Genomic DNA, 25126 nt, shown 5'->3' with positions numbered 1-25126 from the left:
TTTGGACATAGAGGTATCTTAAGATTAAATTAAGATAGGGAAAAGTCCAGACTAAGATGGGTGGTTTATGCTATTAAGCATAGGCCGCCTTATTTTTATGCCTATGTAAAATATATCAGGAGGATTATTGTATGCAGTTACAATTAAAAAACTTATGTAAGCAGTACGGAACAAAGTGTGCTGTGAATCATGTAAATGCAAGCCTTTCACCCGGAGTATACGGACTGCTGGGAGCAAACGGCGCCGGTAAAACAACACTTATGAGAATGATATGCGGTGTTTTAAAGCCCTCTTCCGGCAGCATCCGCCTAAACGGCAAAAGCATTGAAGAATTAGGCGAAAGGTACTATTCCCATTTAGGGTACATGCCACAGGATTTCGGCTTTTATCCCGATTTTACAGCCCGTGAATTTATGCTGTATATGGCGGCGGTAAAAGGGCTTGACGCCAAAACGGCAAAACAACGGACAGAGCATCTGCTTCATATGGTAAACCTGCAGGATGTGGCAAACAAAAAAGTCAAATCCTATTCCGGCGGAATGAAGCAGCGTTTGGGCATCGCCCAGGCGGAGCTGAACCATCCCTCGATTTTGATACTGGATGAACCCACTGCCGGGCTTGATCCCAAGGAGCGGGTACGTTTCCGCAACCTCATATCCGATTTTGCAAAAGAGAAAATTGTTATCCTGTCCACGCACATCGTATCGGATGTTTCCTATATCGCCGACTACATTTTGATGATGAAAAGCGGACAATTCTTGCTTGGAGAACCCATGGAAACAGTTACAGACCATATCAAAGGGAAGGTCTGGGAAATCTTGATTGACAATCGGGAAGTCCCAAAATACAGCCGGAATTTTTCTGTTGTAAACCTACACCACGAAAACAATATGGTCCGGCTGCGTATTGTGAGCGATACCGCACCGGCGGCAGATGCAGTTACTGTAGAGCCAAGCTTAGAGGATCTGTTCCTTTATCATTTCGGAGAAGACGCACAGAGCGAAAGGAGCGATGATTATGTTGATTAAATATGAATTCTTAAAAATCCTGCGAAAAAAATCCACCATTATCGTCATGGCGGTCAGCCTGTTATTAACGGCATTCCTGTTCGGGCTGCCCATCCTGCAGTACCAGACCTATAACCAGGATGGTGTAATCAAAGGGTCTGAGGGCATTGCTTATACAAAAAGCCAGTATCAGGATATATCCGTACCGATTACTGACGAATATGTAGAAAAAACAATCACAGAATATCAAAAGCTCTTTGAGAATCCCGACAATGTAGGTTATGACGGCAGCGAAAAATTCCTGATTGGCGACGCATACTGGAATTTTGTGGCTCCCAGGGAAAAACAGCTTAGCATAATCGCCTCTGCATATGATTCCCCCGGTGAAAATTCCGGTTTTAATAAACTGCCCGAACTGGATCTGGCAAACGGGGCTAATTTTTATCAGGCAAGGGATGAAAAAGTAGAATCGCTCCTGAACACACCATCCAGGGATCTTTCAACGGAGCAAAAAGAATACTGGAGCAATATGAGCAGCAAGGTGGAGACGCCCCTGCAATATGGATATCACGAAGGCTGGGAAATCATCATGAGCAGCTTTGAACTGCTGATGTTCGCCCTGCTGGCTGTCTGCATTGTGATAGCGCCTGTCTTTTCCGGTGAATATCAGGCTGGCACAGATGCCGTCATCCTGTCCGGCAAATATGGCAAGACCAAACTGGTAACAGCAAAAATTATATCGTCTATACTGTTTGGCGTCCTTGCATTCACGCTGCATGTTATCGTCGCTTTCGGTCTGCCCCTTGCGGCTTTCGGGGCAGATGGATGGAACCTGCCTTTACAGGTTGCAGGACTCACAATCCCATACCCATTTACCTTCCTGCAGGCGACCCTGATCAACTTGGGCGTTATTTATCTGGTACTGCTTGCCATGATCGGACTGACGCTGCTGCTGTCTGCCAAAATGAAAAGCCCTTACCTTGTGCTGGTCGTACTCGTGCCCGTGCTTTTTATCCCGCTGTTCCTCACCCCAAGCGGGGCAACCGGGGCATACAACCTGACTTTGTTCCTGCTGCCTTATCGTTCCGTCATGCCGGAAATTGGTAAATATATTTCCTATCAGATTGGCGGGCTGGTTCTTGACGCCCTTTCCATGAGGGCCATCCTGTATGCCGTCCTGACGGCAATTATGCTGCCACTTGCAAAGCTGGGCTTCAAGAAGCACCAGGTTGCGTGAGGTGCAGATATGAAGAGAAAAAAGACTATCATTTTCGGCGGCATTTTGCTTATAATCGCTGCCTGCGCAATTGGTTTGTTTACGCAGTCTCCAAAATGGTCGCAAAGATCCTTTGAGGCGGTTGTAAAAGAAACCGTCACACAGTCTAACGGTGAAATCCGCCTCATCGTCGAACGTACCACGGAGATTTACGGCGATCCCATCAATTCACTTGGCATCGGCAAGGATACAAAGTTACTTGATTCAGACGGAAAAAGCATCTCCACAAAAGATATTCCTTCTGGCAGTTCTGTCAAAGTCACAGTGGAAGATGCATTTAATGAGGAAAAACCATTTTACTATCCTGTTGTGTATGAAATCAGACTGATTCATTCAGACAAATAGGATTCTAAATGGAAAGAGGCGATAGCAAGAAAAAAGAAATAACTCCTTACAAAATATTTGAACATAAAATTGAATATTTGGCATCCTATTCAGAAAGCATGAATAATGAAAGCCCTGATACTCCACAATTGAATGCGGATATCAGGGCTTTATCTATTTCCTATTCTGTAATTCTTCCAACCAATACAAACCTCGCATTATCGAATTCATAGCTGCAGGTGGATAGCGTCACAATGCGGTCTGTGACTGCGAAAGTAACTTCGCTTTCAAAATACGAGCGTTCTTCTGCTGCCTCCAGCCAGTCTCCAAATTCTTTATCCGAGCCGAGAGCAATTTCCCAAGCTTTGTCACTGACACTCGCCACATAACCGGCAAAGATTTCAATCCGGATGTTCTTTTCCGGCGTCAGGAGCAATACGATCGGGTGTGCATCATAAAACTCCTGCTTCTTATATTCCGTCAGTCCAGAAAACATGGTACCATTTTTCATATGATGCCCATAGATAATGCTGTGTCGGTCTGAGAAATCCGATGTATTCCGGCTGTCCAGAAAGATACATCCGGAGCTGTTCCATTTTCCATTGAATAAATGCTTCAAGTAATATTGGTTATCCGATCCCTGCACAACCGGATAATTGATTTCTGTGCCCTCAATATAAATCCACGCAACAATATCCGGATTGATTCCGGATAGAGCAGTAAAATCTACGGCCGGCCAGCTGACATCAGACTCACTTTCTCCAGACTGACTTTCATTCTCCTGGCCATTGCTATCGTCTTCAGGTTCCTCCTCTATCGAAACATACTGCTCTATATCAGTATAGGAAGAGTCGCCCTCTTCATACTCGCTAAGCTGCCGATAAACCTGGAAGGCGCCTAAAGCAAAAATTCCTGTAAAAAATAAAATGAGTATGGCATATAATCTTTTCTTTTTCATAGTCCTTCACAGCCGGTTGGCTTTATCTTTCATCTCCTTTGCGGTAGGATTACTGTAAATTAAAGTTGTCTGGACATTACTATGTCCTGCCTGGTTGGCAATCTCATGGATGGAATAACCACTCTCCAGCGCGTTGGAACAAAAATAATGCCGCAGCGTCTTTGGCGTAATCACATCCGAATACTGGTTAAATATCTGGTTGATCCGTGAGGGATTCAGTTTCCCGCTCTGGCGGCTGACAAACAGATAGGGACTGTCTGAGTCCCGCACCTTCAGGTATTCCCGGATAGCGTGAACAGTTTTATCATTGAGATAGACTAACCGATGTTTATCGCCCTTGCCGACGATACAAATCTCCTTTGCCGTCAGATCAATCTGGCTTAATTTCAGATTCACACATTCGCTGCGACGGATTCCGGAGTAAGCATAAAGCGTGACTATGCAAAAATCCCGTTTACTGCCACTCTCCAGAAGTCGCTGGCGGAATGCCTCCACATCCTTTTTCTCCACCGTGCAGGGACTGGCATACTGAATCTGGATTTTCATAAAATCACTGTCCAGTACCGCAGTTTCCGTTTGCCTGCCGTTCGTAATCAAATACTCATTCAAACTCCGCAAGGAAGACAGATGATGGTTCACGGTCTTCGGATGATATCCTCTCACATTACGCATATAAGAAATATATTCCAAAACATTAGCCCTGTGCAGCAGCTTAGGCTCATCCCCAAAACTGTCCCTGCACCAAGCCATGAACAATTTTGCGTCCCGCAAATATGCTGTCGCTGTATTTTCTGATTTTCCCAGATCCAATAAATAATCTTTGAACCCATTCAACATAAGCATCGCCTCCTACTTACATTACACGGATGAGAATCTTATATTACAACCCGATTTGATTGTGTTGAACTTAATTTTCATAGACTTGGCACCGATTGTGTTGAACTCAGAACTGATTTTTGGCCAACCACAAACGCTCAGTTAAACATAATTGCTATTATATTTAACTGATAATTTTACTCATTTCCGTGCATACTATGCAGGATGCCTTTGAAAGAAATACTGGTAAAGTCTGTCTTAACTGTTTCATCAATACTTGACAAGTTTCATATATGGTGATATACTTAAAATCGAATGAAACAATCCGTGACCAACGCTTCAGAGAGGAGAACAAATATGCTGGATTTTTTGAAAACAGTATTTGGAGACTGCATTGGCGTTTCCGAATATTCCTTCCCGGATAAAACCCCGGTATATATCAGGGACGGGTACAAACTGCAGCAGCTGATATGGAACAACAATCCATGCGTCCTGTTATCTCCCAGAACTGCATCCTGGCGTCTCCCGACTTTAAAAAAACAATTAAAGAACTTTCAGGAGATCTGCGAGTTTCCATGCGCCCTTTATCTTGAGGGAATGACCGCACCGCAGCGCCGCAACCTCATAGAAAACAACATACCCTTTGTATCTTCCTCCCAGCAGGTATATCTCCCGTTTTGGGGATGCTCTTTCTTTGAAAAGTTTAAAGTAGATGCTCCCGTTGCGGATAAAATGGCGCCGGGAACCCAGCTGGTTTTCCTATATCTTTATTACTTGGAAAACACCGGGAAGGTCAACCTTACGCAAATTGCAAATGACCTTCAGCTTTCCAAAGCAACCTGTAACCGTGCCATCAATGATCTGGCAGCATGTGGGCTGATAGAACAGCACGCGGAAGGCAGGATTAAATGGATTACCCCCGCCTATGAAAAGCCCGAATATCTCAAAAAGGGATTTGCACGCCTGAAATCTCCGGTGGAGAGGTACATCTATATAAAAACCCCTGCAGAACCCGGCTGGCCCAAAAGCGGCTTGTTGGCGCTGGCCGATATATCAATGGTTGGCGCCGACGAGCACGACGGTGCGGCAGCAATATGCAAAAAGGACAGCGCAGGCATTCCGACCAATGCCATTATCTCCAAGCGTGAGTTTGAGGATTTTGGCGGATATGTAACCGAAGTATGGAGCTATGATCCGACACTGTTCGCCGATGGCGGCCGTGTAGATGATATTTCACTACTGCTGAGTCTCAATAACAGCAGTAATGAGCGCATTCAGATGGGGCTTGACGAAATAAGGGAAAAGCATCAATTACCCATCAAAGACGAAGAATAGGGAGTAAGGGATATATGGTAAACGGTATCGACATTTTCAAAAATCATTTCAGCGAATACAAAGAGCAGTATACAGTAATCGGCGGTTTTGCCTGCGACCTGCTTATGTCTGATGCAGGTCTTGACTTCAGACAGACCGTAGATATTGATATGGTACTGATTGTTGAGGCTCTTACAACCGATTTTGCAAAAGCATTCTGGGAATTCATTGATGCCGGTGGATATCAGGCAAGACAGCGCAGCAACGGCATACCTGAGTTTTATCGCTTTGTAGAGCCTGCCAACCCATCTTATCCTAAGATGATCGAATTATTCTCCAGGCCGCAAAGCAATGTGAAGCTGCATGCTGATACCCATCTTATGCCGTTACATATAGATGATGAAGTATCCAGCCTGTCGGCTATCCTGCTTAATGATGATTATTATAATTTCCTGCTGGCCGGCAGAGCCGAGGCAAATGGCGTTTCTATCCTGGATGCCGAGCATATCATTCCTCTGAAAATGAAAGCCTGGCTGGATCTCAAAGATAAAAAAGCGCAGGGAATGCATGTCAATTCCCGTGACATCAGAAAGCATCGCCTGGATGTCTTCCGGTTATTCCCGCTTGTGAGAGAAGATATTAAAATCACTGTTCCTGCTGCCGTTGGCGAAGATATACAATCATTTATTGAGCAAATGAGTGAAACGGAAATGCGTTTAGAAGACATCGGCATTTCCCGCAGCAAAGATTCAATCCTTGATATTTATAGAAATATGTATACAGCAGAGAATGTTTAAACCATGACAGGGTGGCTGAGAAAGTGATTGAGAGGGTGACTGAGAACCGAACCGCAATTTCTCATGCCATTTCTAATGTCCTCAATCAACAAAAACTGCTGTCTCAATTTGCATACTTCTGAATAGGAGGCAAACGAATGCCAAAGCAATTTAAAACAGCAAGACAAATTAACAAATTAAAAATCACAGAGGCCGCTGAAAAGCTTAATATTTCCCAGCCGACCCTTAGTGCCTGGGAAGGCGAACGGAAATCTCCCTCCATAGATAAGCTTGAGAATATGGCTGACCTTTACGGTGTCACAACCGATTTCCTGTTGGGACGCTCCGAAACCCAGAACCAGGACCCCAAACAGCCAATTTCACCAAAGGCCTTGCCGGCTTTTCATGGCAGGCCGGTATGGTCCGCTGCATACGGATGGCTGCTGGTAAATGCTGCAGACCGGTTGCTGACTTTCCCGGATGGCCACAGTCTGCCATTTTCAGATATTATCGGGGAGTTATTCATCTCCTCCCCTCCGTTTTCTGAATCTGACCTGCCAAAAGAGCCGCCACTCTCCCACTCTGAAGTTCACAGGCAAAAAGAAATCTGGGTGGAGCCAATCTCTCCAGACTCAGTTCTAAGAAAGGAATTGCAGGGATGGTACCAGGTAAAAGGCCGCTTTGTTGAAAATGAGTATGGCAACCGGTTTTATATGGATACTTATGGTTCCAAGTGGCTGGCATTCCTTTCTGTAACCGAATCATAAAAACAACTCCGACGCTCAGTATGATACCGGGCGCCGGAGTTGTTGATTATTCATGTTTTCTGAACAGGCTGCCAATTATTCAGTTGTAGGGAACTGCATATTGGTGAATGTCCAGATATGCAATAAGGAGAAGAAGATTTCTAATTTCCCTCTATACGCATCCCTCCATCTTATACATGAGGGCTTTTCTTAGCACTCTATTGCCAGATGGTTATGCCTCAAATCCTCATGCCATTCTTTATGGTAAGGACATTGTAAAACGCAAATGTCACAGAAATGTCCGAGCCTTTCATCCTATCAGCTTAAAAAAGGCCTGAATTGTTACAAAGCTCGGACATTTCCAAATTTTTAGTCAGTATCCATGTGTCACTGCTGTAGTTTTATGGTATCCACAATGGACAGTTTTCCGATTTTTTTGATTGGCCGTCTGATCGCCAGCGCCGCAGAGCCGAAACATAAAACGACGATCAGCAGCAGGGATACAGCCGGAAGCTGCCAGCTGGTCCCCCATTTACCGGCAATCAGGAACTGGAACATCATTTTATTTAATGGAAGCCCCAGGACACATCCGGTGACACATCCCAATACCGCATAGGTGACTGCTTCTGCAGCAATCATCTTATAGAGCTGCCCGGCTCCCATACCAATAGAACGCATCACGCCATACTGCCGTGTTCTTGCCGCCACACTGGCATTCATACTGTTAAAGATATTGAACACGGTGATCAGCGCAATGATGAGCAGGAACCCGTAAATGAACACTGCTCCTGTATAATAGGAACTCTGGGATTCCGAATTTGACAGACGTTTATCTGCAATGGAGCTATCTGGTGGAAAGAGGTTTCGTATCGCTGATACTGTCTCGTCACTGCCGCTGCCTGCAAGCTGTATATCCACAGCTGTATAGCCTGCCATACCAATGCTCTCTGTAAACAGCTGTTCTGAGCATATGATGTATCCAAGGCTTCCGGCCTCACTTGACGCATTTGTGGACGAAAGGATTCCCGCAATCCTCACCTGTCTCTCCCCCAAAGGTGTTTGGAGCGTCACAGTGTCCCCGGCTTTCCATTGCATGCCGTCCCGGTAGGTGACTAAGATATCCCCGGCCCCTCCCTGCACAGACTCGGTATTCCCCTCGTTCAGTTCCTCTTCTGCCCATTTGAACTGGTTTTCTTCATAAGAAACCAGCGTGGCCGTTCCGCTCTCGGTATCGGAAGAAACGGATAGCCCGCTGTATTCCATTCTCCCGAAAGCACGTTTCACACCTTCCATTCCCGCGATTTCTTTTATTACAGAAGGCTCCAGTCCTGCAGCAGCTGTCACAGATACATCTCCTGCCCAGGGAGCTAACGCAGGCATGCCCTGATCCAGAAAGACAACCATTACCTGGAAAGACAGGAAAAGCATGATGCTGATGGCAAAGGAACAGGTCATCAGGAATAAATTCTTTTTCCCGGACAAAGCATGGAACACGCCCATGCCTGTCTCCACATGAAACAGCTTCGTATTCGCCGCACGTTTATTCTCTGTCAGCTGGGAGCTTCCGCTGATTGCCGTGACAGGCGAAACCCTGGAGGCCTTTTTCGCCGGGGAAAGGGAAGCAAGGAGGACGATCAGAAAGCCCACCACGACCCCTGCCAGTATGCCGACGATACTGAATTCAAATAGCGGGACCTCTGAAAAACGGTCCCCGCTGATGGACCTCAGCAGCAGACAGGCAGCCCATGTCACAATCTGGCCTGCCAGCAGACCGATGGGGACCCCCTTCGCGCTCTGTCTTAGCCCCTGCAGGATTACAAAATGCTTTACCTGTTTCCTGGATGCCCCAAGGCAGCGCAGCAGCCCATAAAACTGTGTCCTCTCCAATACATTGGTGTTAAAGCTTGCAGAGATCATCACCGTCCCCGCAATCAGGACAAGGAAAACAAGGATTGCCGCAATCAGATAGAGAGCCTGCATGATATTGCTCTCGCTTTGTCCCATCAGGCCTAATAAAGCGGTATTTTCTGAAATCTGGCCGTCAGAAAGGCCAAACTGAGCCTTGATTTCCTTTATGGCCTCCTGGATATGGGCGCCATCCTTAAACTGGATACGGTAGGTGGTTCCGTCTGCTGCATTTTCATCTGCAATGGCAAGGAAGCCATCCTCACTCAGCGCCATCCCGCAGATATCCGCTTTCAGTATGGAACCCATATCCGCAAGGGTCCCGGTAATCCGGTATTGTTTTTGTGAGCCGTCCGGAACCGTGACCGTCATGTTATCGCCAATTGACAGGCCCAACTGCTCCATGGCGCTTTCATTCAGCAATGCCTCGTCCGGCAGGGAAGGGTATACCCCGTCCGTCATATCCATTTCAGTCAGGGATTCCATTGTTTTTTCATCTGCCCCTACAAAGCTGACGGTCTTGCCGGATAACATCCCCGTGCTGCCCTGGTAGACCCATCCTGATAAAGCCACGTCAACCCTTGCCGATACCAGTTGTGCCGTCTCCTCATCCACATCACGGAGCGCTGCATGGTATTCGCCATTGGTCTTGATAAAATAATTTTTCTGGGAGCGCATCGCCATATCCGCCATACTGAAAATCGCCATCACAAGGCATACGGAAAGCATAATGCACAATATGGATATCCGGTTGTTTTTGCGGTGTACCCTTTCATACTGGGGTATCAGCCCAAGATAACTTTTCATCTCGCTGCCACCCCCAAATCCCTTAGCCTGCCGTCCGTCATGCGCAGCACCCGGTCTGTTGCATCCGCATGGTTCTCATTGTGGGTGATCATAAGGATTGTCTGTCTGTATTTCGCCGACATGGATTTTAAAAGGGTGATGACCTCCTGGCTGTTTTTAGAGTCCAGGTTTCCAGTTGGCTCGTCCGCCATGATGATTGCAGGGCGGGCAGCCAGCGCCCTCCCGATTGCCACCCTCTGCTGCTGGCCTCCGCTTAGCTCACTGGGCAGGTGCTTCCTGCGCTCCTTTAATCCCAGAATCTCCAGCAGCTCCTCCACATACTTCTGGTCCGGCTTCTGGTAGTCCAGAAGCAAAGGGAATGTAATGTTCTGCTCTACATTCAATTCCGGGATCAGGTTAAAGGACTGGAAGATAAACCCGATATTCTGGCGGCGGAACACCGTAAGCTTCTTTTCGGGCATGGAAAAAATGTCCTTCCCATCAATCAGCACTTTCCCGGAGGTCGGGTTATCCAAGGCTCCCACCACATTTAAAAGTGTGCTTTTTCCGGAACCGGATTCGCCTACGATTGCGATAAATTCCCCTTTGCCCACGGAGAAGGAAACATTGTCAAGTGCCCGGACTTCCGCTTCCCCTTTTCCATAGGTCTTGCATAGATTTTGTACTTCAAGAATATTCATATTCATTACCTGCCTTTCGGGCATTATCATACCCGATGGGTCTTACTTTCACATGAATTCCATCTTACTCTTTTGTAAGATGGAAAAAGCTTAAGATAAATCTGCTGCCTTTGCCGACCCTGCTGGTTACGGAAACCGTCCCCTGATGGGCTTCCACAATGGATTTTGCAAGCGGGAGCCCCAGGCCGATTCCATGGGTATCCTGGGAAAAACGGCTCCGGTAAAACCGTTTGAAGATATTATGGATATCCTCCTGGTGGATTCCTGTTCCGTTATCTTCCACCACAATATTTGTAAGAAGGGGCGTCCTCTCCCAGCTGATTACTACTTTCCCACCTCTGCCGGTATGCTCCAGCGCATTTTTTACCACATTCCCCAAAGCTTCCGACATCCAAAGGGCATCGCAGTAAAGGAAAACATCGCTGCTCCCGGATAACACAATTTCTTTCGCTTCCTGAGTGGCAAATGTCTCAAAGCGTTCCGTCACATCCTTAAGGAGCATTTCCATGTTTTCCTCCTCCTTTTCCATCCTGACCGTGCCTGCGTCCAGCCTGGCTATTTTTAAGAGCGTATAAACCACATCCTCCACCCGGCGTATTTCCCGCAGGGATTTCTGGCTGAATGCAAGGATGGCCTCCCTGTCCGTTCCCTCCTGCGCCATAATCTCATCATACATCTTTAGCGCTGCCAGGGGCGTCTTTAACTGGTGGGAAACATCTGAGATCATATCCTGCAGAAATTCGCGCGTCTGTTTTTCATGTTCTGCCTGGGCAGAGAGGATAGCGGCAAGCTCATTGATCCTGTGGAACAGGCTGTACCAGTCCCCGGTTTCCTCGCTGTCGATCCTCTGTCCCGTATCCCCTGAAAGGAACCGGGTGATTACAGCATCTGCCTTTGCTATTGCTTTGTTTTGTTTCCGGATGTAAATCCAGACTGTCAGAAAAACGGCCAAAAAAACGCAAAAAAACATACCTCCGAACCAGGCGGCAGTATGCTTTCGGTAAGCATATACGGCAGGAATCAGTCTGGGATCTGCATTTCCATGGTAGCCCGCTTCCTTAAGGATCCGCCTTCCGGCCTCCAGGTCAGAGTCCGTTTTCTCTTTCGTAAACACGGCTGCCACATTTGTGTCCGGATGGTTGACCAGATACCCTGCCGTCCCATAATCATGCTCCACCATTGTTTTCTGGTAATCATTCGTCATATAGGATAAAAGGACCGTGAAACCTGCTGCCGCAGCCAGCCAGATAGCAAGCAGGCAGCACAGCATCCTCCTTATTTCTTTTCCCATTGTTTTCATCTTCCATCACTCCCCGGCCCATTTATAGCCAAACCCAATTTCCGTCAGAAGCTTTGTGGGGGAATTCGGGTCATCTTCAATCTTCCTCCTCAGCCTGCGTATATAGACGGAAAGGGTATTGTCATCCACATAGCTGCCGTTCCCATCCCAAAGGCGGTCTAAGATCAGTTCCCTTGGCAGGATGCGGCCTGGATTCTTCAAAAACAGGCAGAGCAGCTTATATTCCACCAATGTTAAAGGGATCTCCGTTTCCCCTTTCCAGCAGATCCGCTCAGACAGGTCAATCTGGATCCCATCGGATTCCAGAATCGTATCACTCTTATGAAATTGCTGCCCCGAACGGCGCAGCAATGCGTTGATCCTTGAAAGGACCTCCCCCAATTTAAAGGGTTTGGTAATGTAATCATCCCCGCCCATGTCCAGCCCTTTTACAATGCTGATTTCTTCATCCGAAGCTGTCAGGAATATAATCGGGACAGCAGAGGTCTTTCTTACTTCCTTACAGATATCAAAGCCTGTCCCGTCCGGCAACGTGACATCCAGCAACAAAAGGTCATACCGGCCTGCCCGGAAGAATTGATATGCTTCCATTACAGTACGGGCATTATCTACCAGAAAACCATTTTTCTCAAGTGTATATTTCAGGCCTTCAATCAGGCTTAAATCATCTTCTACATATAATATCTTTTTTTCATTCATTTTTTATCCATCACTCAGGATGCCTCCGACATATAAAAAGTAAAATTGCAATTTCCACAGCCAACAGAGCCAGCAGGACATACAGCAGTACCGGCCAGGCCGAGGCAGCTCCTGCAAGCAGCAGCATTACCACCGGAACCACATATTTCCGGGGATGATGCCACAGGTCGCTTTCAATCTTCCAGCCACGGATGGGATAAAACCATTCCATGAGCACAGACGGCACTGCACTCTGCAGGGCAAAGAAAACAGCCCCGGCAATCATGGGAACAGTGACACCGCCGTTTTGTATCTGCCAGCTACAGAGGAATATCACATCTGCAGCCATATTACAGGAAAAGATAAACAGACAGTATGGGATGCAAAAGTGTCGTTTCTGTCCAGGCAGGAAACGGACTGCCTGCTCCAGGTCACGGTCGCAGGACAGCAGGATACAAATAGGGGTATTTAAGGATAGAATCGCAAACCCCACCGGGACAACAAACAGCCCAGCCATTTCTCTTAAAAAATACGGCATTACAATGGCTACGCACCACATCACAGCGGTATTGACCAGATAATTCCTGTGGCAGCTCAGATACCGGAAAAAGTACCGCCACAGGGAAGCTTTCCTCCTCTGCCGGATCGCATGGTGTTTCTCACTCTCCCCCTGATAAAAAGCGTAGACCTCTGCCTTCCATAAAATCAGAATAGCAATGAAACTATTCGCAAGCAGCAACAGTCCAAACCATGTCCTACTTCCGCAAAATATAATTACGGATACTATGGCAGCAGCCCAGAGCCCGCCCACATACCAGTATTTTCTCTGGGAATAGGCTGCGGCGGCCATAAGGACCGCATGAAGCATACTGATGACCATTCCTATCATCTCTATGGGTTTCCATGCAGAAACGGCCAACAGAACCGCCAGAAGCAGCCCTGTCTTTGTAAGAACCGTATAGCATCCCAACGCCGCCACATAGGGGAAGACAAACTTTTGGGGCTGATGCGGCAGCATCAGCATATGTTTCAGTTCCACAGCGTTATCTTTGGAAAAAAGGGCCTGCCACATTACGCCGGCTGTAAAGGCGCTTATCATCAGGATTCGTACAGATGCCGCAATCTGCACCTGAAAGCCTGCGATATACAGCCCCCAAAATATGATCACATCAATCAAAAGCGTCCGTGAGAGCCGTTCATATTTTGCCCCAAACAGTTTTTTGGCAAAGGCTTTACCTGTCATTTTCATCATGCAGTGCCTCCCGGATATCTGCGGCATTGATCTGCCCGCCTTCAAAAGTCTGCCGGATCTTACCATCTTCTAGGACAAAAACCCGGTCAGAGGTCAGCGTAATGCTCTCCAGGATATGGGAAGAAAACAGCACAGTCCCATACTCTTTATAGCCCAAAATCTGCTGGTACAGATATTCCGTGCTCTGGAAATCCAGACCGTTGACCGGCTCATCCAGGAAGAGCAGTCTGGGTTTCAGGGCAAAAGCCGTAATCAGAAATGCTTTTTTCCGGTTCCCGGTTGACAGCTCCCGTAACAGGGTATCTGTATATTCTTCAAAGTGAAAGCCCTGTACCAGCTCCGACACATCCGGAACCTCTTTCCCATAGACGGCACATACATAGGCCAGGTATTCCCGGAAAGTAAAATACGAAAAAGAATTGTCCTCGGCAAACACCGTATAGCGGCAAAGCTTAAAATCCTGCTTCCGGAAATCCACAGGAGCGCCGCCAAAGCAGATACCGTCTGAACGGAACGTAGGGAGCAGGCCGGAAATCACTTTCAGAAATGTGGTTTTCCCGGCCCCGTTCAGCCCGATCAGGCCTGCCACTTCATGCTCCGCCAGCGAAAAAGAAAACCCTGAAAGTATCCTTTTCTCTTCACTGTACCACGCACTTAAATTTTGAACCGTCAGGAGCGTTTCTCCCATCTTACCTCCCCCCTTTGCCATCCTTCTCTTTTTTCCATGTCGCATAGGCGGAGTACAGGAATACACCTGCCAATACCAGATAAATCACCATCATTGGGAAGTTGCCAGATACCCCGCATACAATGGCTGCAATCAGCCAGATTAAACCAATGATTCCACGAATATAAATATGCCGCATTGTTTTTCCCTCCTTCATTGCTTACGGTTCGTAATTTATATAGGAAATATATTTATCTATCAAATCATAATCCTCTTTTGAGATCGTATATACTCCATTGTTCGTCTGCTCAATAAAATATTTCCCCTCATCTTCATATAGAAATAGTCTGCCTATCATATTTCCTTCACTGGTAAAGTCTACATTGATAATGTTTTCCACATGGACGGGTGTACCTATTTCGCCGCTCTTTGTAGTAGGTTTTGTATCTTCTAAAATACCCAGAATCCCTGCCATATCATCTTTGCCGTTTATCACGATGGGCATGTCAGAATTTTTTTTGAGAGTGAGGCTGTCTACTGCCCCTGCGTCTGGCAACTCAAGTTCATATGTATTTAATTCTTTAGCCTCTATAAAATCGGGGATGACTGGTTTCCCTTTTCCCTCGAATTTCACATTATAAAACTTGTCTGTTTTTTCATCGTAAAGCAATGCATACTCAAAATTACAGATTGGCAGATCCTGTTCTTCTGCTGTTAATGTCTCATCCATTTGACCGGGCCGGACAGTATACGCATCGGAAGAAACCCCAAAAACCGTATATTCAGGCGCATATGTCGTCATCAGCATTTGTACGTCCGAAATTTTCAAAGAATATGCCTCATCATCTTTTATGTTCATATCCGTATAATGGGATACTGCTTCGTTTAAGCGATCCACAGGCATTTGCTCCGCAGGCTTATTTTTTGCCAAAAGCCAAATACATACGGTTCCAATCAATACGATACTTGTTATAATTAAGAACAATTTCTTTTTCATAAGCAGTTCTCCTTAAATTTATTGACATCTCTTTGCTTCTCTATATATACTGCCGCTGTCTCCATACATATGCTTCTTTCAGCAGGCATTCTATGCATTCCTGCTTGCCTTCCGTATAGCTTCTTCGGTCATCTGGAAATTGTAATGCCAGTTTTTTCTTACAGGCATCGTATTGCATGGCCTTATCAGGATGGAAATTCAGGTAATCCCGAAAATTGATATAGTTCTTCCATTCTGGCCCATTCCATTTGACTGCATGGATATGATGTGTGCGCGTATCTTTTTCAAAATCACCCATTACAAATAGTATTTGCCCGGCAACATCTTCTCCGCGAAAAACAAAACCGTGTTCTTCCAACAGTTTCCTATAAGGTGAAATATCATTCAGATTACGGAGGCCAATCACAATGTCAATAATTGGTTTTGCATAAATGGAAGCAATCGCAGTGCTTCCGACATGCTGGATATCAACAGCAGCATTTCCGAAAAGCTGCTTCAATTCCATAATTACGTTTTCAGCATTTTTACCCCATTCCTCTTGATGGGATAAAAGCTCCACGCTTCCTCTTTTTAATCCTATCATTCTTCCCCCAGGCAGCTTGCAGCTCTGCCGTATCCGTTGTACCAGTATGGCTATTCCGACAGGGCGATCCTGTAAATATCCGCCTGTTCTCCATCAATTTCAAAGCTGCGCTCATAGACTCCGCCATTCCGGATGATTGTTTTAACCGAAGGTTCATTCTTCCTTTCCACAGAAAGATACAGTTCGTTCATCCCCACCTTTTTGGCAACCTCTAATAATTGCCGCAGCATTTCCGTAGCAAAACCTTTTCGTCTCTCTGACGGACGGACACTGTAACCGCAATGGCCGAGGTCCTTTAGGAAATCGTTCAGTTCATGCCTCAAATCAATGATTCCCACAATTCTATCCTAGTCATCAATGGCAAAGAATGTGTCTGTTATGACCCAATTCGGATTCACCGTTTCCTCTTTCGTGTTTGCGTCTATGGATCTGCACCATTCTATATAATCCTCTGTTTTATCAAATAATTCACTTCCGTTAATGACGGATTCTCCATGCTCAAAAAATTCCTGTCTGAATTTGATTGCCTGTTCTTTCCGTTCTTCTGATGGTCTGACTAATTGAATCATTTTTCACACTCCTTTATCTGCTAAGATTTTATCAAATTTCTTTTCCGACAGGATTTCATGGGTCACAAGCTGCCCGTCATAGAAAAGGGAAAAGGTTGTAAAGGGCGAAGGGGCATTCTGCGCATCCTCTCTGGTCTGGATATGTACGGACCGAAACACTGCATTCCTGGCCTTTGCCATCTCCTCCAGTATCGGTACATACTTTGCCGTAAAAGGGCATTGGTTTGTGTAATACAGCACAAATCCCCCCGTCATATCTTCATGCCTGCCCACGCTGTCCCGGAAACGGGGAAGGGAAGAGTCCTCCTCAAAGGGCAGATACATCAGCCCAAAATAAGGCTCCGCCGTATCCGCTGTCTGAAATCCCTTATATTCCATATACTTTGGGTCAGAGAGGAATCCCATTTTCTTTTTGGAGGATAGGACCACAAGACCCTTTTTCCCTTTCGCCTTACTGTCGCGAGTACACGCATCCAGCAGGAGGTTCGAGTATCCATGCCCCTTGAACTGCCCGGATACCCACAGACAGTCAATGTACATGTAACCCTCCGCCTCGACGGGTGCCCATGCGTATTCCGCAGGGATATACTCAATGAAGCATTTCCCCCGGACATTACCTTTCAAGAATACAAGCCCTTCGTCCAGCCTGTCTTTCAACCAGTTCTTTTTGGACATGACCTGAATATCCTTGTTATTGGAGATCGCACAGCAGATGTGCTCCTGATCAATATTTTCATGTGTCAGTTTTACAAGTTCCATATTCTATTGCCTCCTTCTTAGCTTTATTAAATTTCCCAAAAAATCCTGATTTCTTTTTATATGTGACTTCTCGACAAATGAGAATTTAACGCACTCTCTCAGTATTTGTAATATTAAATCCGACTTTTTCGTATAGTTTTAAAGCTTTTTCATTCCATTTAGCAACATGTAACAAAATAGGCCCATTGCTAATTTGGCGAATATGGTTCATTCCCCATAATAAAAGCTGTTTTCCATATCCTTTATTTTGATATTTCTTATTAACTATCAAATCGTCTATCTCACTTCCATAACATGCGACAGAACCAATAATTTCTTCCCCGCTTACAAGTAAAAAAATATCTTTACTTTTTTCACGGACTTGTTCATAATCACTCAAAAAATTGTATGGCTTAATATCAAGTGATTTTCGCATTTCATAAAAGCATGCATTATATATTTTCATGTATTGTTGAAAGGACTTTTGCTCAAAAGGAATACACGAAATACTATTTTCCCCGATACCGTCTTTTACATATTTCATTTCATATACCATTATTTCCATACTGCAATCTTCCCCACAAATCCCGATTTCTCCACGAGTGCGTTTTATTTGCTATTTTTAACCCATGTGCCGACTTCCGATGATTTTATCATGCCAAGATGTTTGTAGAAATCCTGATCCAAAAGCACGATTGCCCTTTTTGCACCTTATACAGCCCTCCAATCAGCACCATTCTCTTTTTCATATGCAGCTCCCTGACAAGTAGGAAGTTACCAAGTGAAAAATTTTTCGCCTGATTTTTTATACAATAAAGTACCAACAAAAATTATGGTCGCTAATACAACAATGTTATATTGTATTGGCGCTAAATAACAGATATTAAAAGCTGCGTGCATAATGGCAATCAGCAATATATTTCTGCATTGATAATAGGTTATTCCCAAAACAACGGAAACAAGTAATGTCCATATACAAAAACAAACAATATGTTCCATGCCCAATGAATTTCTGATTATCCACATTGGTATATGCCACACTGCCCAAACGGCGCCAACAAAAAGAACACTTTTGATTTTCTTAAAAGGAAGTTGTTCCAGCAGAAATCCTCTCCATGCTATTTCTTCAACAAACGCTGTTATCAGCAGGTATATACAGCTTGTTAACAGGGATATTACTGTCGAATATGTATTTTTAAATACGTCAGTTTTCACGATGAACGAATAGCAATAAGAACCAAATATACCTACCGCCATACTTATAATCCCTGTTAAAATATATTTGATTGTTATTTTCCCTGAAAACATTTGCGTAAAGTACACCTTGATGTTCTTCTCGCAAATCAGCAGAAAAATAGCCGCCATAGCAGGAATACACACATATAAGTATTTTAAGTACAATAATCCATTGGGAATGATAATTCCGTTTTGTTCCAGCAATGTAGGTACATAGCATATAAACGATAAAACATATACGGCAGAAACCCATAACGTGAGTTTCAACTTATTTGTGTATCTCGCCATCATAATTTCTCCTTGCAGTGCGAAAATCTTGCAGAAATTCCAGTTTCTCGTTCTCGGCAAATTCTCCATAAACTGGAAGTTGTCTATCTTATTCAATCAGCATTTATATAGCAATGTTCAATTATCTGCTCCTTCATCTCTGAATAATAGATGATGTGTTGAATAGTTTCCTCCATCTGTTCTATTCCAATTTCTTTTTCATCATCTCCGCAATCCATACCTAACACACGCTTAATATTATATTCCAACCATTCCAATCTGCCGTTATTACAATCATATAGTGTTTCCCAATCTATGGGCAAATCTCCGCCTGCATTTTTATATCCCTGCAAAAAAGCCTGAAACAGTCTAAAATCAATTTGGCAATCCTCATATCCAGACCAACATAATGCCAGTTCTAACAATTCCATAAACGGATTGTTGTAAGATAAGCATTCCAAATCAATAATACGATAATCATTCCCATTCCAGAGAACATTTTTGCAATCCATATCGTTATGGCAGACAGATACAATTTGAGGCAGTTTCTTTCTTGCCAGATTGCCTTTATTTTGGCTATCTTTGATTACCAGCAAACTATCTTTCAGCATTGCAGACAACCTCACATTGACTTTTTCCATTTTGGCAAGATAGAATTCCCAATCAATGGACATTTCAGGAAAGTTTTTGCTCTCAAATTTCTTGTATATACTATGGATTTTAGCAAGTACCTTTCCTATTTCTCCGCAATGATATTCTGTTATCTCATTGCTTCTCAAAGATTTTCCTGGAAAATAATCAAAGAGGTAGAAATATTCGCCATCTATTTCCTGCATTTTTCTTCCGTCAAAAGATAATGCAGGAAGAATAGGAATATCCTGTTGCTCCAATAAAACTTCTATCTGCTCAGCCTTAGCATAATTTTCCATAGCCGTTTCTCTTTGCATAACAAATGGATTCAGCAGTTTAAGTGCATAAACGCCTTGCTCTGTGTCAACCTTATACATCTTGTGTATAAAACCGCCATTCAGACGGGTTGGTTCGCCTTTCAATTTCCAATTAAATTTTTTTGCTATCTTGATAAACATGGCAATTTCTCCAAATACCGATTTTTCTTTATATCTTTTCAGAAATTACTTTGTTGTCATGCTCCTCAAAATCACGTCTGGTCAGACTTCATTCGAATCACAGCGCCACAGACAAATAAATATCCGATAATTGAAATTATGGATGCTTCTACTCCAAATCCCGCCCCAGTCACCAACACATTATCAGAGGAAATAATAATCGAAAAAACAGGCTCTCCATAAACGCCTTGTACGGTTGTGATATGCATGATATCCGTTACCAAAATAAAATTCCATATTGCATGAAGCAAGCTGCTGTTACTTATGGAATTTCCTTTCCATGTAACAAGTGAAAACATGAGGCCTACCAGTGTTCCGCTGATCATAAGCAGCAGGATGCCTGCAACGCTGAATTCGTCCATGGAAGGAAGGTGCAACAGGCTGAACAGGAAGGACGGAACTAAAAACGCAACAGGCTTTCCCCACTTTGTCTCAAGCAGTTTCAGAATGTATCCACGAAACAGCATTTCTTCTAAAACGCCTGCTTTCAATGCCGCAATGATGGAGTATGTGACAGCTATCACGATTTCAGCTGGATTTGATGTTGTCACTATCGGACTACCAATAATCACATAACAGATCACGACAAAAGAAGGAAGAATTGCAGCATATAAAACAGCCCATTTCCTGATAGAGCAGGTAATTCTAAAATCCTTCATTTTGAGGTGAAGTATCTTTGTCGTATACAGCCAAAACAATACATACGTAACAATGAAGCATCCTAATATCCGTAAAATAGAATAAAGTCCCCTTATCGGTAATTCAATCATTGAAAATAGTAGATCAAACGCCAGACTGCTGAGCAGATCACCTGCAAAATACAGCAGAACATAGACAATAATATGTACTATTGTTTTCCCTTTTAAAAATTGCATTTCCATCTTGAGATTTCTCCGTACTCCAATTCCAATTTCTCTTTATATTTCTTCAGAAATCTTCCTGTTTTTATCTTCGTCCTCAACCTTTGAATCACTGGCCACTTTATCTGCTTTTAAATTATTCTGCATCCTTTTTTCTTCCATCTTCTTATAAGCTTCCATCATTCCATTTTTGACCGCCCATTTGATCACGAAGTATAAGGCAATCAAAACAACAATGGCCGTTCCAGCGCTGATCCCCAGCTCCTGCCACATCTCGGCAAGTCCCTCTCTCACTCCGAATTTTTCCCACAAATCCATTTCCCATTCCTTCCTTCCTCCTATCTTCCGATTATCTGACTGTCAGCCCGTTTTGACGGATACTGTCCAATTCTTCTGCCGATAAACATCCCGATTCATACAGCCGTAAATATTCTTTGGATACATCCGAGTCAAAAATCAGAATATCATCCGAATTGATTGTAACATCCACGCCGCTGCGGTAAAGCCTGCCGATTGGATGGTCTGACATACCAGGAATCCTGCCAAGCAATATGTTGCTGCTTGGGGTGATATTAAGACGGATATGATGATCAGCCAAAAAGCGCACAACACTTTCATCATGTATTGCGGAAATGCCATGCTGGACTTCATGTAGCTCCAATTCTTCTACCGCCCTTCTCACATCTTCCGCAGATCCCCACTCGCCGACATGTGCTTTTAAACGAAGCCCCTCTTTTTTTGCCCTGCGGTAAATTGACTTGAAATTTTCTATGGGCTGCACCAATTCATCTCCGTACAAATCAATGGAATAAAAAGCCCTGTTTCCCCAAAAATGTGAAAGACACTCTTCCAGATATCCAATAGGACAATGCCTTGACAGGCCAATCTGCAGCCGCAATTCCATATCCGGTGCAATTTCTCTCTGTGCCGTGGTAAACGCTTCAATCAATTCGTCAATATCATTATGAAAATATTCTGAAAGCCCCCAGACATCTTCTCCAATCTCCAGCACGGTAACGCCGTCTTCCCTGGCCTGATGGAGGGTGGCCCGAATCAGAAGCTTTCTCATTTCTGATGTCTCGAATCTTTTTCCAAGGTTTTCCCGGTTCCATGCATGCATTTCATCCATGGACAATATGGGAGTTTTCACAGGCTCTATCTTTATGCCTGTCATTTTGTGCAGATACTGCCGGCTTCCGCCCAGTATAAAATGGTTATGCAGGTCAGATTTGGGAAACGCCCTGATTTTCTCTAAATTCCCTTGTTTCAATGCATCGGTGAAACTTTCCATTATAAAGACAGCTCGTTTTATTCATCAATCTCAATCATCCGTTTATATACACCCGAAGATTTTTCACCAATCAGAATTGCGTTTACGCATTTTTTATAAAAATCAACAGCGGATTTTGTGGGCCATCCAATAATGGCATACGCATAGCCAAGCTCCCGCATGGATTCCAGCGCCTTTAACAGTAAGGCTTTCCCCACACCTTTTTTTCTTTCACTTTCCAGCACAGCCATAGGGCCGAAAAAATTCCTGGCTGTCGCCTCATAACATGCGAAACCGATGATTTCCTTTTCCCTTGTTGCAATATAACAGGTAATGGGATTATTAGAAAAAGCGGCCTTAACCTCATCTAAATAATCATCTTTTGCACATGTCCTGGAGAAAGCAATGATCCTGCTCCTGTCAGGCGCTAATGCTTTTTTGATTCTGATGCCACTTTTCAATAAATTTTTTTCTATATCATGTGAATGGGGTATATTATATAGTTTAACAAGCATATCCGCCATATGATTACCTCCTGATACTATTGCGCCATATACGCATAAAGTGTGATCCATTTATTCTCTTCGCCAACTTTTCCTGCTTTAAACGCTGGTACACTTTTTGATGCTGTTAATATGTTGCTCGCTCCATAACGGCTGTATCGCCTCTCCGCTCTGCGTCTTTATAGACGCGGAAGGGCGTATTCAGTAACTTCATATTCATACTTGCCCCTGCAAGGCCTTCCATTGTTTTCGTATGCATAATTGTCCCTCCTTTGCATTTTCCTGATATAATCCTTTTAAGAAACCCATACAATAGAATCTACGCTTCGCGAGTCTTCTACAATAAAATCTAAAAGAAGATTTTATTGTAATGTATTGTCATGAATGATGCTGCCATTTCAAAAATACCGGAAAACAGTGCGCATTTGCCACCATCTCCCGGTATTGATACCACACTAAAAATCCAAATCTCTTTTATTCTGATACAGAAGCATTCTGCCGCCTGTAGGTGTCATTGTCTTTCTGGCTTAACTCGTTTTCTATCTGCGCCAGCTTTTTCTCCAGTTCCCGGATTTTCTTTTCATCTCCGGAAGCTGACTGGATCTGCTGTTCCAACTGTTGCTTTTTCTCTTTCAGCTTCTTGATTTCCCTGTCAACCTTATCGGTATTCGTGACGCATTTCTCCGCCGGCTTTCCCTGATTGTCTCCGCTTACCTTCGGCCCTTTTCCATCTTCGCCTTCCCCGGAACGGTCATCCTTTCCATCTGCATGGTCAGCTTTCGGGTCATCAAAAAAGATTTTCCGGTTGCCGTTCTCGTCCTGGCCTACCCGGTACAGTCCCGTAGGCTTTTTTCCCGACTTTTCACTGCTGATGTATTCGTCCTGTGGTTCGGACAGCCTGCCGGATTTTTTCTCCTCTGTAGCCTTCTCGGCTTCCTTTGCTTCCTTCGCCCTCTCGGCGGCCTGTTTTTCCTTCACCCTTTCTGCGTAGTCGGTTCTGGAATGTTCATAGTTTCCATTCACCTGCATTGCCATAAGCATGTTCCTCCTTCAATTTGATATTGTCAGGCAGGCGCCCTTACAGACAGCTTCCTTTTTCTTTTTTCGGCTGTAGAAAGTAACGCGTTAATCCATTTGCTGCGGGATACCTTCTGGGTGCTGTGAAATGATCAGTAGCACATGGAGGACAAATTTATTCTCCTGTGTCTCTATACTCATGGCGCCGCCATATTTTTCAGCCACCTTCTTTACGTTTGACAGGCCTGTCCCTTTTTTGAACGCGCCTTTCCCATGGAAGCTGTTTTCAATTTCCATCATAAGGAAATCTCCCTGGATACGCCCGGACACATGGATATATTTTTCCATACCGGCATCCAACCTTTTTACTGCCTGAATCGCATTGTCCAGTGCATTTGACAGGATAATGCAGATATCAATGTCCTTAAGGCTGCAGGGATATGGCAGAAGGAGGGAACAGTCCACATCGATCCCCATGCTTTTGGCAATCCCCAGCTTGTTTCCCACCAAAATATCCACTACCGGGTTATTGGTACTGCAGGGGAATGACATTTTTTCCGCCATATCGTCCATATCTTCCATATAGCTTACCGCTTCTTCCAGTTTCCCGCTCTGCAGAAGATTTTTCACCACTGCGATGTGGTTCCTGATGTCATGGCGGAAGGACTTTGTTTCATCGTAACGTGTCTTCGCTTCCTCCACATACTGGTTCAGGGAATGTTCTTCCTGTTCCAGCAACGAAATTTCAGTGCTGAGGCGGAAATTTTGCTGCAGCTTCCTATAAAAAAACAGAATGCAGAACAGGCTTAAAAGTCCCAAAAGATGCATTACAAGCAGCTGCCAGTGACTGAACAGATACTCGAAAGATCCGTCCTCCTCTAATAATATATACTGGCAATCAAATGAAATCATATTAATGTACTCACTCATAATAAAGATCATCAGGATCGGAATGAAAACCAGAAACATTTGCTGCATTTCCGATGCGGTATAGTCGGAAAAATAGCGATACACCATATAATAGCAAACCCCTGTCAGCAAAAGTGACGCAGCCTCACTGGCCAGCATGGCCGCAATACCGGCCGTATCATAGAAAAAATTTGGCAGCCATGCGTATAACAGACCTATCAGAGATTTCACAATCCCATAGCAGAGCAGCATGATTTCAGTTGTCAGGGCCGCATACAGAAGGGAAGACTTAAAATCCGCATGGCAGACCAGGATCCCACATACCGTAAGAAGAAATACCATCGCCACGAAGCCGGTCACCGTGCCAACTGAAAGAAAGCGGGTGACAATCACCGCACATACTCCAAACAGGAAATAAAACGGGGGCAAAAGTTTCTTTTTCAGGATTTTTGCCAAAAAATAAAACTGAAAGGTCCCCTCAATGAGGCCTATCACATATATATTGAAAAAGTCTAAATACTCAGCCATGTTACCAGCCCCCATA

The 25126-nt window shown here is 44.5% G+C and carries 29 protein-coding genes; 6 read left to right on the top strand and 23 right to left on the bottom strand.

The genetic code is table 11. From position 1 onward, the window contains the following. Positions 1-131 precede the first annotated feature (131 nt). Genes D1841_RS06420 through D1841_RS06410 form a run of 3 tightly spaced genes read left to right on the top strand, consistent with a single transcriptional unit; the run spans position 132 to position 2628 of the window. The gene (locus D1841_RS06420) at positions 132-1028 is read left to right on the top strand and encodes an ABC transporter ATP-binding protein (RefSeq protein ID WP_160641710.1); all 897 of its coding nucleotides are present in this window, start codon (positions 132-134) and stop codon (positions 1026-1028) included. Then, positions 1018-2244 carry an ABC transporter permease subunit gene (locus D1841_RS06415; RefSeq protein ID WP_237076160.1) on the top strand — a complete coding sequence of 409 codons (1227 nt, stop codon included), beginning with the start codon at positions 1018-1020 and terminating at the stop codon, positions 2242-2244. Before D1841_RS06420 ends, D1841_RS06415 begins: the two co-directional genes overlap by 11 nt. A gap of 9 nt (positions 2245-2253) precedes the next feature. Further along, a complete protein-coding gene (locus tag D1841_RS06410; protein WP_160641708.1) occupies positions 2254-2628 on the top strand; it encodes a hypothetical protein in 375 nt (124 codons plus the stop codon). Positions 2629-2788: 160 nt separating this feature from the next. Here the strand turns inward: D1841_RS06410 and srtB are convergent, their stop codons facing one another. Then, positions 2789-3565 carry a class B sortase gene (gene srtB / locus D1841_RS06405; protein WP_160641707.1) on the bottom strand — a complete coding sequence of 259 codons (777 nt, stop codon included), beginning with the start codon at positions 3563-3565 and terminating at the stop codon, positions 2789-2791. Between the two features lie 6 nt (positions 3566-3571). Next, positions 3572-4402, bottom strand: a complete 831-nt coding sequence (locus tag D1841_RS06400; protein ID WP_160641706.1) for a tyrosine-type recombinase/integrase — start codon at positions 4400-4402, stop codon at positions 3572-3574. Between the two features lie 336 nt (positions 4403-4738). Here D1841_RS06400 and D1841_RS06395 point away from each other — a divergent pair, with 336 nt between their 5' ends. From D1841_RS06395 to D1841_RS06385, 3 genes are all read left to right on the top strand, one after another. Beyond that, the gene (locus D1841_RS06395) at positions 4739-5716 is read left to right on the top strand and encodes a helix-turn-helix domain-containing protein (protein ID WP_160641705.1); all 978 of its coding nucleotides are present in this window, start codon (positions 4739-4741) and stop codon (positions 5714-5716) included. A 14-nt stretch (positions 5717-5730) separates the two neighbouring features. Further along, complete coding sequence (locus D1841_RS06390) at positions 5731-6492, top strand: hypothetical protein (protein WP_160641704.1); 762 nt, start codon at positions 5731-5733, stop codon at positions 6490-6492. Positions 6493-6629: 137 nt separating this feature from the next. Beyond that, on the top strand, positions 6630-7238 hold the full coding sequence (locus D1841_RS06385) for a helix-turn-helix domain-containing protein (protein WP_160641703.1): 609 nt from the start codon (positions 6630-6632) through the stop codon (positions 7236-7238). A gap of 366 nt (positions 7239-7604) precedes the next feature. Here D1841_RS06385 and D1841_RS06380 read toward each other — a convergent pair whose 3' ends face one another. The 21 genes from D1841_RS06380 to D1841_RS06285 all read right to left on the bottom strand — a co-directional run bounded on the left by D1841_RS06380 (position 7605) and on the right by D1841_RS06285 (position 25110). Further along, positions 7605-9929, bottom strand: coding sequence for an FtsX-like permease family protein (locus D1841_RS06380; RefSeq protein WP_160641702.1), 2325 nt, complete (start codon positions 9927-9929; stop codon positions 7605-7607). Next, positions 9926-10609 carry an ABC transporter ATP-binding protein gene (locus D1841_RS06375; protein ID WP_160641701.1) on the bottom strand — a complete coding sequence of 228 codons (684 nt, stop codon included), beginning with the start codon at positions 10607-10609 and terminating at the stop codon, positions 9926-9928. The genes D1841_RS06380 and D1841_RS06375 overlap by 4 nt, the downstream gene beginning before the upstream one ends. Positions 10610-10673: 64 nt before the next feature. Further along, positions 10674-11900 (bottom strand): sensor histidine kinase KdpD, encoded by a 1227-nt coding sequence (locus D1841_RS06370; protein WP_237077160.1) that lies wholly within the window; start codon positions 11898-11900, stop codon positions 10674-10676. Positions 11901-11915: 15 nt separating this feature from the next. After that, positions 11916-12608 (bottom strand): response regulator transcription factor, encoded by a 693-nt coding sequence (locus D1841_RS06365; protein ID WP_160641699.1) that lies wholly within the window; start codon positions 12606-12608, stop codon positions 11916-11918. A gap of 10 nt (positions 12609-12618) precedes the next feature. Beyond that, complete coding sequence (locus D1841_RS06360; protein ID WP_160641698.1) at positions 12619-13839, bottom strand: hypothetical protein; 1221 nt, start codon at positions 13837-13839, stop codon at positions 12619-12621. Further along, the gene (locus D1841_RS06355; RefSeq protein ID WP_160641697.1) at positions 13820-14527 is read right to left on the bottom strand and encodes an ABC transporter ATP-binding protein; all 708 of its coding nucleotides are present in this window, start codon (positions 14525-14527) and stop codon (positions 13820-13822) included. Before D1841_RS06355 ends, D1841_RS06360 begins: the two co-directional genes overlap by 20 nt. A 1-nt stretch (position 14528) precedes the next feature. Beyond that, a complete protein-coding gene (locus D1841_RS06350) occupies positions 14529-14705 on the bottom strand; it encodes a hypothetical protein (RefSeq protein WP_166554235.1) in 177 nt (58 codons plus the stop codon). 21 nt (positions 14706-14726) lie between these two features. Continuing rightward, a complete protein-coding gene (locus D1841_RS06345; RefSeq protein WP_160641696.1) occupies positions 14727-15503 on the bottom strand; it encodes a DUF5301 domain-containing protein in 777 nt (258 codons plus the stop codon). A 40-nt stretch (positions 15504-15543) separates the two neighbouring features. After that, the gene (locus tag D1841_RS06340; RefSeq protein ID WP_160641695.1) at positions 15544-16086 is read right to left on the bottom strand and encodes a GrpB family protein; all 543 of its coding nucleotides are present in this window, start codon (positions 16084-16086) and stop codon (positions 15544-15546) included. Positions 16087-16136: 50 nt separating this feature from the next. Further along, positions 16137-16424 (bottom strand): GNAT family N-acetyltransferase, encoded by a 288-nt coding sequence (locus tag D1841_RS19040; RefSeq protein ID WP_347563958.1) that lies wholly within the window; start codon positions 16422-16424, stop codon positions 16137-16139. A gap of 9 nt (positions 16425-16433) precedes the next feature. Further along, positions 16434-16655 (bottom strand): hypothetical protein, encoded by a 222-nt coding sequence (locus D1841_RS19035; protein WP_237076159.1) that lies wholly within the window; start codon positions 16653-16655, stop codon positions 16434-16436. Between the two features lie 3 nt (positions 16656-16658). After that, positions 16659-17414, bottom strand: coding sequence for an N-acetyltransferase (locus tag D1841_RS06330; RefSeq protein ID WP_160641694.1), 756 nt, complete (start codon positions 17412-17414; stop codon positions 16659-16661). A gap of 85 nt (positions 17415-17499) precedes the next feature. After that, entirely contained in the window at positions 17500-17958 is a 459-nt protein-coding gene (locus D1841_RS06325) for a GNAT family N-acetyltransferase (RefSeq protein WP_160641693.1), read from the bottom strand. Positions 17959-18167: 209 nt separating this feature from the next. Next, on the bottom strand, positions 18168-18920 hold the full coding sequence (locus D1841_RS06320; RefSeq protein WP_237076158.1) for a CPBP family intramembrane glutamic endopeptidase: 753 nt from the start codon (positions 18918-18920) through the stop codon (positions 18168-18170). A gap of 89 nt (positions 18921-19009) precedes the next feature. Beyond that, a complete protein-coding gene (locus D1841_RS06315) occupies positions 19010-19984 on the bottom strand; it encodes a phosphotransferase (RefSeq protein WP_160641692.1) in 975 nt (324 codons plus the stop codon). Between the two features lie 71 nt (positions 19985-20055). Next, positions 20056-20904 carry a CPBP family intramembrane glutamic endopeptidase gene (locus D1841_RS06310; RefSeq protein WP_160641691.1) on the bottom strand — a complete coding sequence of 283 codons (849 nt, stop codon included), beginning with the start codon at positions 20902-20904 and terminating at the stop codon, positions 20056-20058. Positions 20905-20940: 36 nt separating this feature from the next. Further along, on the bottom strand, positions 20941-21201 hold the full coding sequence (locus D1841_RS06305) for a DUF6019 family protein (protein ID WP_237076157.1): 261 nt from the start codon (positions 21199-21201) through the stop codon (positions 20941-20943). 31 nt (positions 21202-21232) lie between these two features. After that, entirely contained in the window at positions 21233-22174 is a 942-nt protein-coding gene (locus tag D1841_RS06300; RefSeq protein WP_160641690.1) for an adenosine deaminase, read from the bottom strand. 17 nt (positions 22175-22191) lie between these two features. After that, on the bottom strand, positions 22192-22677 hold the full coding sequence (locus D1841_RS06295) for a GNAT family N-acetyltransferase (protein WP_160641689.1): 486 nt from the start codon (positions 22675-22677) through the stop codon (positions 22192-22194). Positions 22678-23130: 453 nt separating this feature from the next. After that, complete coding sequence (locus tag D1841_RS06290) at positions 23131-23691, bottom strand: hypothetical protein (RefSeq protein WP_160641688.1); 561 nt, start codon at positions 23689-23691, stop codon at positions 23131-23133. Between the two features lie 90 nt (positions 23692-23781). Continuing rightward, positions 23782-25110 (bottom strand): GHKL domain-containing protein, encoded by a 1329-nt coding sequence (locus D1841_RS06285; RefSeq protein WP_160641687.1) that lies wholly within the window; start codon positions 25108-25110, stop codon positions 23782-23784. Positions 25111-25126 lie beyond the last annotated feature (16 nt).

Source organism: Neglectibacter sp. X4 (assembly GCF_009917365.1).
GTDB lineage: Bacteria > Bacillota > Clostridia > Oscillospirales > Acutalibacteraceae > Acutalibacter.
This window is presented reverse-complemented; position numbering and strand designations above follow the sequence as displayed.

Bases quoted from the DNA above. Each gene is read 5' to 3' on its own strand.
- D1841_RS06355 (WP_160641697.1), bottom strand. From the start codon at position 14,527: ATGGGAGAAACGCTCCTGACGGTTCAAAATTTAAGTGCGTGGTACAGT.
- D1841_RS06400 (WP_160641706.1), bottom strand. From the start codon at position 4,402: ATGTTGAATGGGTTCAAAGATTATTTATTGGATCTGGGAAAATCAGAA.
- D1841_RS06290 (WP_160641688.1), bottom strand. From the start codon at position 23,691: ATGGCAATGCAGGTGAATGGAAACTATGAACATTCCAGAACCGACTAC.
- D1841_RS06345 (WP_160641696.1), bottom strand. From the start codon at position 15,503: ATGAAAAAGAAATTGTTCTTAATTATAACAAGTATCGTATTGATTGGA.
- D1841_RS06395 (WP_160641705.1), top strand. From the start codon at position 4,739: ATGCTGGATTTTTTGAAAACAGTATTTGGAGACTGCATTGGCGTTTCC.
- D1841_RS06295 (WP_160641689.1), bottom strand. From the start codon at position 22,677: ATGGCGGATATGCTTGTTAAACTATATAATATACCCCATTCACATGAT.
- D1841_RS06330 (WP_160641694.1), bottom strand. From the start codon at position 17,414: ATGGAACTTGTAAAACTGACACATGAAAATATTGATCAGGAGCACATC.
- D1841_RS06300 (WP_160641690.1), bottom strand. From the start codon at position 22,174: ATGGAAAGTTTCACCGATGCATTGAAACAAGGGAATTTAGAGAAAATC.
- D1841_RS19035 (WP_237076159.1), bottom strand. From the start codon at position 16,655: ATGATTCAATTAGTCAGACCATCAGAAGAACGGAAAGAACAGGCAATC.
- D1841_RS06360 (WP_160641698.1), bottom strand. From the start codon at position 13,839: ATGATGAAAATGACAGGTAAAGCCTTTGCCAAAAAACTGTTTGGGGCA.
- srtB (WP_160641707.1), bottom strand. From the start codon at position 3,565: ATGAAAAAGAAAAGATTATATGCCATACTCATTTTATTTTTTACAGGA.
- D1841_RS06340 (WP_160641695.1), bottom strand. From the start codon at position 16,086: ATGATAGGATTAAAAAGAGGAAGCGTGGAGCTTTTATCCCATCAAGAG.
- D1841_RS06410 (WP_160641708.1), top strand. From the start codon at position 2,254: ATGAAGAGAAAAAAGACTATCATTTTCGGCGGCATTTTGCTTATAATC.
- D1841_RS06415 (WP_237076160.1), top strand. From the start codon at position 1,018: ATGTTGATTAAATATGAATTCTTAAAAATCCTGCGAAAAAAATCCACC.
- D1841_RS06380 (WP_160641702.1), bottom strand. From the start codon at position 9,929: ATGAAAAGTTATCTTGGGCTGATACCCCAGTATGAAAGGGTACACCGC.
- D1841_RS06305 (WP_237076157.1), bottom strand. From the start codon at position 21,201: ATGGATTTGTGGGAAAAATTCGGAGTGAGAGAGGGACTTGCCGAGATG.
- D1841_RS06390 (WP_160641704.1), top strand. From the start codon at position 5,731: ATGGTAAACGGTATCGACATTTTCAAAAATCATTTCAGCGAATACAAA.
- D1841_RS06285 (WP_160641687.1), bottom strand. From the start codon at position 25,110: ATGGCTGAGTATTTAGACTTTTTCAATATATATGTGATAGGCCTCATT.
- D1841_RS06370 (WP_237077160.1), bottom strand. From the start codon at position 11,900: ATGGGAAAAGAAATAAGGAGGATGCTGTGCTGCCTGCTTGCTATCTGG.
- D1841_RS06325 (WP_160641693.1), bottom strand. From the start codon at position 17,958: ATGGAAATAATGGTATATGAAATGAAATATGTAAAAGACGGTATCGGG.
- D1841_RS06420 (WP_160641710.1), top strand. From the start codon at position 132: ATGCAGTTACAATTAAAAAACTTATGTAAGCAGTACGGAACAAAGTGT.
- D1841_RS06365 (WP_160641699.1), bottom strand. From the start codon at position 12,608: ATGAATGAAAAAAAGATATTATATGTAGAAGATGATTTAAGCCTGATT.
- D1841_RS06350 (WP_166554235.1), bottom strand. From the start codon at position 14,705: ATGCGGCATATTTATATTCGTGGAATCATTGGTTTAATCTGGCTGATT.
- D1841_RS06320 (WP_237076158.1), bottom strand. From the start codon at position 18,920: ATGATGGCGAGATACACAAATAAGTTGAAACTCACGTTATGGGTTTCT.
- D1841_RS06310 (WP_160641691.1), bottom strand. From the start codon at position 20,904: ATGGAAATGCAATTTTTAAAAGGGAAAACAATAGTACATATTATTGTC.
- D1841_RS06385 (WP_160641703.1), top strand. From the start codon at position 6,630: ATGCCAAAGCAATTTAAAACAGCAAGACAAATTAACAAATTAAAAATC.
- D1841_RS06375 (WP_160641701.1), bottom strand. From the start codon at position 10,609: ATGAATATTCTTGAAGTACAAAATCTATGCAAGACCTATGGAAAAGGG.
- D1841_RS06315 (WP_160641692.1), bottom strand. From the start codon at position 19,984: ATGTTTATCAAGATAGCAAAAAAATTTAATTGGAAATTGAAAGGCGAA.